This window comes from Bacilli bacterium (assembly GCA_036381315.1).
GTDB lineage: Bacteria > Bacillota > Bacilli > Paenibacillales > KCTC-25726 > DASVDB01.
The window spans coordinates 1-9,834 of the sequence record DASVDB010000105.1; the positions used below are offsets into that span (position 1 = coordinate 1).

The window sequence follows — 9,834 nt, forward strand, 5'->3', positions numbered from 1 at the left end:
CGTTTTACCGGATGAAGAGCAAGCGCAACGAACTGGTCAGCCGGGTGCAGCTGGCGAAGGCGAAAAAGCAGCTTACGCAACTCGGCTACGGGAAGAACTACACGTTAGAAGGCGGCTCGGCAGCGCGGGGCTTTCAGCGGATCGAAGAGAAAGTGCTGCAGATGGAAGCCGAGGCGGAGGTCGCGCGGCAGACGGTGGTGCCGGGCGCGGCGGCTGCGGTGGATCCGGCAAAGCAGGCGCGGGTGGAGGCGGAACTGCAGGCGCTGAAAGCAAGGATGGGCGGCAATCCGCAATCGGCGCAATCGACGGAGAACGACGCCGTTCAACCATAAAATTGCGGCGCGCACATTAACGTTATGCTATGATAGGTAAGAATGAAAAAGCCATCGGGCAATTTTGCCTTATGGCTTTCATTACCTTGTAGGAGTGGGGTGGAAAGGGATGGAAAGCCGACGCCGCAATACAGCTTATTTGCTTATTTTTGCCGGCCTGTTCGTCCTATGCTATAACTTGCTTGGCTTTTACACCCTTTCCGCGATTGTCGTCATTTTGCTTGGCATTTACAAATTGCGCGCTTATGCGGATAACAGAACGGGATATTTATTGGTTGGGGTGGGCCTGATCATCCTTGTGGGCGGCCACTTGACATTCGTGCTTGCCTTGATTTTGCTTTCGCTCGGATACTTTATGCTGAAATCCGGGCGCGTGCAGCAAACGGACCAATACACGCAAAGGCAAGGAATACTGGAAAGTATTAAATTGGACCGGGAACCATGGGTGCTAAAAAACATGAGCCAATGGTTTATAATCGGCGAAGCGCATGTCGATTTTTCGCTGGCGATTATCGATGAGGGCGAGACGACGATGATGATATCGGGGATGATCGGCGACGCGGATATTTTGCTCCCCGAAGATTTGGGCATCGCTGTTGAAGCTTTTGTCACGTTCGGACAAGCAAAATTGGGCCCGGAAAAAGATTCCGGCGTATTTAACCGCATCAGTTGGCAATCGCCGAACTATCTCCACTCACCGAATAAGGTGAAACTGCTTATTTCTTACATCGTAGGAGATATTGACATCAAAATAGTCTGACAAAGCCGCAACGATCCGGTCAGGAAAGGGGATGGCAATTTGCCCGGCAAAGAAAAAAAACTGACCAACATGGTTTGGCGCACGGTGGGAGAAGCCATCCTGCTCAGCCTGAGTTTGTTCGGCATTACCATTTATCTCTTGTATTTTTACGGATTTCTGCGTCCAATTGCCGATCTCGAGGAAGGCATTTGGGCCGGTTTCGTGCTTGTCGGTGCGGTTGCCGCGGTCGGCGCTGTCGCCGGATACATACACAGCAGCAAAATCAAAAAAAGATTGGAACAGCTGCGGGAAGCCATGATTTGGTTGGAAAAGGGCAACTTGTCGCGCGCCATTCCGCCCCTGGGAGACGATGAAGTCGGGCGTTTGGGGGAACAATTGGGACGCATCAGCAAAAAGTGGGAGGATCAAGTCACAACGCTGCAGCGCCTTTCCACAAACAATGCCGAATTGGCGGAAAAAGTCCGGACGACGGCCGTGTTAGAAGAGCGGCAGCGGTTGGCCCGCGATCTTCACGACGCGGTTAGCCAGCAGTTGTTTGCGATATCGATGACCGCAACCGCGGTAGGCCGCACGTTGGATAAAGATTTTGCGCGCGCCAGGCGGCAAATTGCGCTCATTGAAGAAATGGCGGCGGTGGCGCAATCGGAAATGCGCGCGCTGCTTTTGCATTTGCGGCCGGTCAATTTGCAGGGAAAAAGCTTGTCGGCCGGTTTGCATGAACTTCTGGAGGAGCTGCAGGCGAAAGTGCCGATTGAAATTGCCGGCGAGATCGAAGAAAACATCTTTTTGCCAAAAGGCATCGAAGACCATCTGTTTCGCATCGCCCAGGAAGCGTTATCCAATACGTTGCGGCATTCGCGCGCCACGAAAATGGAAGTGCGGCTGCATAAAAAAGACGATTCGGTGCGCTTATCGGTGCGCGATAATGGAATCGGTTTTGACCCGAATGTGCAAAAGCAAGCTTCGTACGGCTTGACGACGATGCAGGAAAGAGTGAATGAAGTCGGCGGCTCGCTCAGCATTGTTACCGCTCCAGGCAAAGGCACCCGCGTGGATATTCGTATTCCGATTATGAAAAGCGAAGGAGACGAAAAAAGTGACAGAGGAAAATCCGATTAAAGTGCTGCTGGTGGATGATCACGAAATGGTGCGCATCGGGCTCGCGGCGGTTCTGTCCACCGAAGATGGCCTCGAGGTTGTAGGCGAAGCGGGCAACGGGGAAGAAGGCATTCGGCTGGCCAAAGAGTTTAAGCCGGATGTTGTGCTGATGGATCTGGTGATGGAAGGAATGGACGGCATTGAGGCGACAAAACGGCTCTTGAACATCCATCCCGATTGCAAAGTCATTGTGTTGACGAGCTACCTGGACGACGAAAAAATTTATCCGGTCATCGAAGCCGGCGCTTTCAGCTATTTGTTGAAAACTTCACGCGCGGCGGAAATTGCGCAGGCAATCAGGGCGGCGGCGAGAGGGCAATCCATCCTCGAATCGCAAGTGGCGAGCAAACTAATGAACAGATTCCGCCGGGACAAAACGCAAACGAACGCTCACGAAGACTTGACGGAGCGGGAGATGGAAGTGCTGCGGCTGATCGCTCAAGGCAAATCGAATCAGGAAGTGGCGGACGAATTGTTTATCGGCGTGAAGACGGTCAAATTTCATGTAACCAATATTCTTGCCAAACTCGGTGTGGAGGATAGGACACAAGCGGCAATTTACGCCCACCGCCATGGATTGGTGGAATAAGCTTCCCATTTGTCCACGCAAAGCGGCGGGGCGCCCCATATTCTAGATTGAAACGAATAATGGAGGCGTCTACCATGATACTTCGGCATCGCCGCCCGGCGCGCGATGACAACCAAATTTTACGGCTTATCGCGGCGGAGCTCGTGCCGCTCAGCCAAGTGGCGCACCCGGATTTGAAGTTCGATCGGAAATTAACGAAAAAGCGGTTGGCGCAAGGAACAACGGTTGTAGCCGCGGGCAAAAACGGCGCGATTAAAGGATTCATTACCTATTACATCAAAAACCGCGCCTTATGCGTCGATATGCTTGCCGTGCAGCGTCAAGCGCGCAGAAACGGTTTGGGTACCAGTTTGCTGCGTCATGCGGAGCAGGTTGGCCGAAAACATCGTTGCGACAGCGCCATTTTGTACGTGGATGCCGGAAACGAGGCGGGCAAGGCGTTTTACCGTCGTTTGGGCTATCATGAACTACAATATTTGCCGCATAGCAAATGCTATTTATATGTAAAGCCGCTCTTAGCCGCGCCGGTCTACTTTCCGCTGAACCGGCCGCCTGCGCGTTTTCCGGAATGGCTCGCCAATGCCTAGCGGGAAAAGTAAAAAGCTCCCTTATTTGCTTGCACAAGCAAAGGGAACTTTTTTAATGTGAACCCGAAAAATGAACGCTTTTAAGGCAACGTTAATTATCATCTGAAAACAGATAGGCAATTTGCGCCATTTCCAGGGCAAAAGCGTTGCCCGTTTCCGCGGCGAAATTTCCGGCGGCGCTTTGCAGAAATTGACCGTAATGGTTTCGTTTTGCTTTCAGCGATTTGGCCGTGGTGGTTTTGCGTTTGCTTTTTTGCGATGTTGCCGCAGCAGCCGGGGCAGGATCTTCGTTGAAATACAACACGCCGCCTTCCACTCTGCTGAGCCTGCCAAAAGCCTCGATTTCCTCATGCGTGATTGCATACAGGTTGCGTCCGATATATGGCTTGACGGTATCCTCGTTGATTGGAAAAATGGGTTGCACCTTTACACCTCCCCGCAACAGTTCCGTTAATGTTTCTCCAATACCATATTCATGAAGGGAATGCCGCGTATAGGTGAATAACCAAATAACAGCGAGACTATTACCGTGGGCTTATCGGATACATGTTATTTTTTCATAGAGTTCCCCAATTGAATGGCTTCCCTCACCGACCCATCCGTCTGCTGCAACAATTTTTCCGCTGTTCGGCAATCCACATTCGCCAAAAAACTGATGATTGCCAACTTGACGTTGCCTTCCGCTTCGTCATACAACCGTGCGGCGATTTCATCGGTTGTATTGGTGGCAAGTTTGATAATCCGTTTTGCCCGTTCTTTTAACTTTGTGTTTGATGGCAGCAAGTCGACCATGAGATTTCCGTATACTTTTCCCAGTTTGATCATTGAAACGGTAGTTATCATATTTAATATCATCTTTTGTGCCGTACCGGCTTTCATGCGGGTTGAACCCATAATCACTTCGGGGCCGACAATCGCCTCAATCATGATATCCGCAAACTGATTCATGAGAGAATCGCGATTATTGCAGACGCCGATAACGGCCGCTCCTGATTTTTTGGCCTGGCGCATGGCGCCCAGAACATAAGGCGTCCTGCCGCTGGCGGCAATGCCGACAACAACGTCGGAAGGGCCAATATGCAAATTGGCCGCGTCTTGTTCGCCCATTTGATCGTTGTCTTCCGCGCCTTCTATAGAATCGGTAATGGCTCTTTGCCCGCCGGCTATAATCCCCTGAACCAACTTTGGATCTGTTCCAAAAGTAGGCGGGCACTCGGATGCGTCAAGTATGCCGATTCTACCGCTGGTTCCGGCGCCAAAGTAAAATAATCTGCCTCCCTTGCGAAATTGTTCGGCCACCTTTTCAACCGCCAAAACAATTTGCGGAATCGCGTCTCTTACTGCCAATGCTACCTTTTCATCCTCTTTATTTATTAATTGGAGAATCTCAAGCGTTGAAAGCTGGTCAATGTTCAATGTCTTTGTATTTAATTGTTCGGTTGTCAAATATTGAATATCTTCAATCATACGAATACAGCCTCCGGATGTTATAAATTCAGTCGATGAAAAAAGTTTGCCGTATCATGCTTCGTTTCTCCCGGATAATTGCAATGCTATACGGGCAGCTCCCATGGCGGCAGGATGCGCGGCCGGAATGATTTTGTTGGTGGCGCCACTTTCCGCGATGATGCGACAAAACGTATCCCGGAACCGGCCGGAATGTCCAAATATGGAGCCGGCTACCGCAATGGACGAATGCTGAAAATTTGCGTTTTTTTGCCTTAACGCCAAAACAAGCCGGGCTAATTGCGACGCGGCTTCGTCGATAATTTGCCTTGCCACTTCATCGTCATGATTGCAGGCAGCGATGCACAACTTAGCGAGCCCGGCAATTTCTCTCTTGCCTATGTTTTTGTTATAAACATAGCTTTTTAAATCCTGCGGCGAATCACCGCCAATATGTTGCAAAACCAGGCCGGTCAACCGTGTTGCCGGATAAATGCCGTCGTGGCTTTTTGCGACCGCTTGCAATGTGTGCAAACCGATTTGGTATCCGCTGCCCTCGTCGCCCAGCAAATGCCCCCAGCCTCCAACCCGATAGCGTTCTCCGCTTTTTGTCACGCCGAACACGATCGAGCCGGTGCCGGCTATCGCGATTATGCCATTCATTTCGCCAAAAGCCGCCATTAGGGCAATTTCCGCGTCGTTTTTGATGCAAAACGGAATTTTTACGCGAAGTTGGGAAAAATAGTGTTCGATGCCGTCGGACAGCATCTTTCGTTCTTGATCCCGGTCAACTCCGGCTATGCCAAGGCAAATGCCGTTACAATCCCGTACGGGAAATAACGGCTGCGAAAAAATGTTGTCAAGCAGTGAAGTTATATGGAGCGTCGCATGTTCGGCCGATAAGGAAAAAGGGTTGGATTGTTTGCCCCAAAAATGTCCGATTTCCTCACCTTGCGGATTGATGCATATGGCTTCCGTTTTGGTTCCACCGCCGTCTATTCCGATTGTAAATTTCATCTCTTCACCCGCAATCAAAGGAATGATTAAACTCATTATATACAAATGAAAAACCAAAGTAAAATATTTTTTTAAAATAAAATTTTAAGCTTGAAAAATTATTTCGGATGATGATATAATGTGGTCACAGTTGAAAGCGATAACACGCAATTCTCAGCGAGAGGTAATAAATTTATGGCAAAACTAAAGGTACTGGCAGGAATTGATTGCCTGCAAAGCGAAGCCCGGCATTTATTGAAAAACAAAAAGATCGGCCTTATCACAAATCCGACCGGCATCGACTCCCGTTTTCAATCCACGATTGAAATTTGCGCTTCTTTGCAGGATGCCCGGCTGACTGCGCTATTCGCCTGTGAACACGGAATAAGGGGAGACAAGCAAGCGGGAATGCTGCTTGCTGATGAAACGGACAAGCAATTAAACATTCCGGTCTTCAGCCTGTATGGCAAAAATAAGCGGCCGCAGCAATATATGCTGGAGCATTTGGATGTTTTAATCTTTGACATTCAGGATTTGGGCGTTAGGTTTTACACTTATTTGACAACTTTAATATATGCGATGGAGGCATGCGCGCGGTTTGGCAAGAAACTCATGGTCCTGGACAGGCCCAATCCTCTTGGAGGACTGAAAGCGGAGGGAGGGATATTGCAGCCTGGGTACGAATCAATGGTCGGCGCATGGTCTGTACCGTATCAAACCGGATTGACAGTTGGTGAATTTGCCAACCTGGTTAATGAGGAGGCGGCCATCGGATGTGATCTGCATGTTGTTCCCCTGCAAAATTGGCGGAGGGAAATGGAATTCGATGAGACCGGACTGCCGTGGCTTCCGCCGTCGCCCAATATGCCGACAATTGATACGGCTAGAGTTTACCCGGGGATGTGTTTGTTTGAGGGGACGAATCTCTCGGAAGGAAGAGGAACGACCAAACCTTTTGAATGGTTAGGCGCGCCATGGCTAAACGCGGAGAAGCTTTGCCGTTGCGTAAACGAAGCGGGCTTGCCGGGCGTTCGCTGCCACCCCACGCATTTTACTCCTGTCTTTTCCAAATATAAAGGAGAACTTTGTCATGGCGTTTATTTGATTGTAACGGATAAGAAAGAGTACCGCCCGGTTGTTACGGCGTTATATCTGCTTCACTATATTGCCGTCATCCACAAAGATCAGCTTGCCTGGTCGCAAAAACCAAATGAAAAGCCATTCATCGATATGTTGTCCGGAAGCGATATGATCCGCAGATTCATTGCCCAGCCGGAAGGATTGCAGACGATTCTGGATCATTACGACCGCGATATACAGCGCTGGCGGGAACGGTGCGGGAAATATTTGCTCTACACATAATCCGGGCCATATCAATTTTAGGGGGGGATGCGATGGGCCGGTTGGAACAATCATAGAAAGTGAATTTTCCTGTGGAATGACCTGAGGAGGAGAGAAAATGGCGGAAATTACATTTAGATGCTACCGTTCCGGCGACGAGCCGGCCATCCTGGATTTATGGAATCAAACATTGCACCAGGATCCGATTACGGCAAAGCGGTTTCGGAATCTGGTTTTGCTGGATGCGAATTTTGATCCGGAGGGTCTGCGGCTGGCATTCGATCATGACAAACTCATTGGATGTCTGTATGCCGTCCGGCGTTTGCTGCCGATGCATGGGGTTGATTTGGAGCCCGAAAACGGCTGGATCCCGTGGTTTTCGTCGCAAAAGAGTATCGCAGGCGGGGAATCGCTTCCCGGTTGTTTGCCGATGCGGAACACTTTTTGCAACAGAACGGCCGGAAAAGTGTTTATTTTTCCTCCTACGCGCCTAATTACATTTTGCCCGGTATCGATGAACAAGCTTATCCCGAAGGATTTGCCTTTTTGCAAAGCAAAGGCTTTCAAATCCAGTATTCGCCGGTAGCGATGGATTTTTCCCTGGTTGGCTTTACGATCCCGGACGACGTGAAAGAGCTGAAGCAAAAACGAATTGCCGAAGGGTTTACCTTTGGTTTTGTCGAGGACAAAGATTTGTATGAAGTGATCCGGTTTGCCACCCACGTGTTTAATGCGGATTGGGGAAGGGCGATTCGCGAAGGGATATTGCAAGGTTTGCCCATGTCGCAAGTGATGGTTGCCCGGGAAAAATCGGGCGCAGTCGTAGGATTTTGCATGTTTGGCGCCTATGAAGGCATTCGTGAGCGCTTTGGTCCGTTTGGCGTCGACCCCAAACTGAGGGGTACCGGACTGGGGAAAATTTTGCTCTATGATTGTCTGGCCGCCATGAAGGCGGTGGGAGTGCACGGTTCCTGGTTTTTGTGGACGGGTGAGGAGTCTCCTGCCGGATATCTTTATAAACGGGTTGGTTACCATGTTTCCCGCAGGTTCCATGTAATGAAAAAAAATATTGAGTAAATTGTTGAGGGGGATTAACAATGTTTAAATGGAAAAATCACATGATCGCGTTCGTTGTGACCGTTTGCATGATTTTTGCTTTGACGGCATGCGGCACGGCAAAGACGGACAATAGCGGCAAAGAGACCGCGCAACCGGAAAAGAAAGAGCCTGTAACGTTAACGATTTTGTCGCACTACGTCGGTAAAAATGAAGATTTCCTCAAACCTTATATCGATGAATGGAATAAGGAAAACCCGGACATTCAAGTGAAACTGGAAGGCGTCAAGTTCGGCGAATTGCTTCCGACGATTATGGCCAAACAAACGTCCGGACAGGGCGCGGACATTAACCATATTTACAGTTTGTGGGCCGGACAACTGGCCAAAAGCGGCGTGTTGGCTGATGCTCCGCAGGATGTGGTTGATGACGTAACGAATAATTACTCCCCCGCAGCCGTAAAAGGCGCAACCGTAAATGGGAAGATTTTCGGATATCCGACAGAGGTTGAGTCGTTCGGTTTGTATTATAACAAACGAATTTTACAAGAAGCAGGTTTTGACCACCCGCCGACCACTTGGGATGAAATGCTTTCCATGGCGAAGGCGATCAACAAAAAAGACGCAAACGGCAAAATGGTAACCGAAGGAATCGGATTGCAAAAAGGTTGGCCGGCTATTATTGAACAACCTTTCCTGGCTTTGATGGAGACTGCCGGCGGCTCATTTATGAGTGATGATTTGACCAAATTAAATCTTGATTCGGATGCCGCCAAAAAGGTAATGGATCTGTATGCGCAGATTTATGGAAAGAATGGGATTTCCGATTACGGGTTTGACCCCGAAAAAGCATTCGAAGCGGGGCAGCTGGGCATGACGATTAACGCCGGTTATTGGGCCGGATCGCTAAAAGTCATCATGAAAGACAAGTATTCCGAAGTCGGCACGGCGCCCTTGCCATCACCGGACGGCAACACCAAAGGCTCGCTTGCTTACACCTACGCTTGGTCTGTCAACAAGAAATCAAAACATCAGGCGGAAGCGTGGAAATTCCTCAAATGGTTTAATTCACAAGCCTATAAGGACGGGGTAACGCCGCAAGGAAGCTTTTTGCTGGACGCCTTTGATGTTTTGTCCACCAGAAAGAGCGATGTACAGGCGCAACCGCTTCAGGATAAATTGAAGAGCGACCCGTTGTTGAAAGTATTTGAGGACGCAATGGAATATGCCAAACCGGAACCGAATCCGGTGGCCGGTGCAGAAATACAAACCGAATTCGCGAAAACCATTGAAAGTGTTTGGACCAATCAGTTAACACCCGATCAAGCGTTACAGAAAGCCCAGGCCGATCTTCAGGCAAAATTGAAATAAGTTTGTAAAGGATGAATTTCCATGAGCCGAAACAAATCGCATTCGCAAACAGCAATCGCATACGCCTTTCTGTCGCCGATGTTCATCTTTTATGCCATATTTTTATGTATCCCGCTCGCATTTTCGTTTTATCTAAGTTTCACGGAGTGGAGCGGATTTGATCTGGCGGATATTCATTGGGTTGGGCTGAAAAACTATA

Annotated in this window: 11 protein-coding genes; 8 read left to right on the forward strand and 3 right to left on the reverse strand. The window is 49.5% G+C overall.

Translation table 11 applies throughout. The features are described from left to right. From VF260_07615 to VF260_07635, 5 genes are all read left to right on the forward strand, one after another. Nucleotides 1-332 (forward strand): PspA/IM30 family protein (locus tag VF260_07615; protein ID HEX7057045.1); only part of this gene is annotated, 332 nt, incomplete at its 5' end. Nucleotides 333-441: 109 nt separating this feature from the next. Further along, the gene (gene liaF / locus VF260_07620; GenBank protein HEX7057046.1) at nt 442-1,092 is read left to right on the forward strand and encodes a cell wall-active antibiotics response protein LiaF; all 651 of its coding nucleotides are present in this window, start codon (nt 442-444) and stop codon (nt 1,090-1,092) included. Between the two features lie 39 nt (nt 1,093-1,131). Next, nucleotides 1,132-2,211, forward strand: coding sequence for a sensor histidine kinase (locus tag VF260_07625; GenBank protein ID HEX7057047.1), 1,080 nt, complete (start codon nt 1,132-1,134; stop codon nt 2,209-2,211). Beyond that, nucleotides 2,189-2,839, forward strand: coding sequence for a response regulator transcription factor (locus VF260_07630; GenBank protein ID HEX7057048.1), 651 nt, complete (start codon nt 2,189-2,191; stop codon nt 2,837-2,839). The genes VF260_07625 and VF260_07630 overlap by 23 nt, the downstream gene beginning before the upstream one ends. A gap of 74 nt (nt 2,840-2,913) precedes the next feature. Further along, nucleotides 2,914-3,426 (forward strand): GNAT family N-acetyltransferase, encoded by a 513-nt coding sequence (locus VF260_07635; GenBank protein HEX7057049.1) that lies wholly within the window; start codon nt 2,914-2,916, stop codon nt 3,424-3,426. A 91-nt stretch (nt 3,427-3,517) separates the two neighbouring features. Here VF260_07635 and VF260_07640 read toward each other — a convergent pair whose 3' ends face one another. The 3 genes from VF260_07640 to VF260_07650 all read right to left on the reverse strand — a co-directional run bounded on the left by VF260_07640 (nt 3,518) and on the right by VF260_07650 (nt 5,889). Further along, nucleotides 3,518-3,850, reverse strand: a complete 333-nt coding sequence (locus tag VF260_07640; GenBank protein ID HEX7057050.1) for a hypothetical protein — start codon at nt 3,848-3,850, stop codon at nt 3,518-3,520. A gap of 125 nt (nt 3,851-3,975) precedes the next feature. Beyond that, nucleotides 3,976-4,893 carry an N-acetylmuramic acid 6-phosphate etherase gene (gene murQ / locus VF260_07645; protein ID HEX7057051.1) on the reverse strand — a complete coding sequence of 306 codons (918 nt, stop codon included), beginning with the start codon at nt 4,891-4,893 and terminating at the stop codon, nt 3,976-3,978. Between the two features lie 54 nt (nt 4,894-4,947). Next, nucleotides 4,948-5,889, reverse strand: a complete 942-nt coding sequence (locus VF260_07650) for a BadF/BadG/BcrA/BcrD ATPase family protein (GenBank protein ID HEX7057052.1) — start codon at nt 5,887-5,889, stop codon at nt 4,948-4,950. 174 nt (nt 5,890-6,063) lie between these two features. Here VF260_07650 and VF260_07655 point away from each other — a divergent pair, with 174 nt between their 5' ends. The 3 genes from VF260_07655 to VF260_07665 all read left to right on the forward strand — a co-directional run bounded on the left by VF260_07655 (nt 6,064) and on the right by VF260_07665 (nt 9,635). Next, entirely contained in the window at nt 6,064-7,230 is a 1,167-nt protein-coding gene (locus VF260_07655; protein HEX7057053.1) for a DUF1343 domain-containing protein, read from the forward strand. A 351-nt stretch (nt 7,231-7,581) separates the two neighbouring features. Continuing rightward, on the forward strand, nt 7,582-8,286 hold the full coding sequence (locus VF260_07660) for a GNAT family N-acetyltransferase (GenBank protein HEX7057054.1): 705 nt from the start codon (nt 7,582-7,584) through the stop codon (nt 8,284-8,286). Nucleotides 8,287-8,306: 20 nt separating this feature from the next. After that, nucleotides 8,307-9,635 (forward strand): ABC transporter substrate-binding protein, encoded by a 1,329-nt coding sequence (locus tag VF260_07665; GenBank protein ID HEX7057055.1) that lies wholly within the window; start codon nt 8,307-8,309, stop codon nt 9,633-9,635. Nucleotides 9,636-9,834 lie beyond the last annotated feature (199 nt).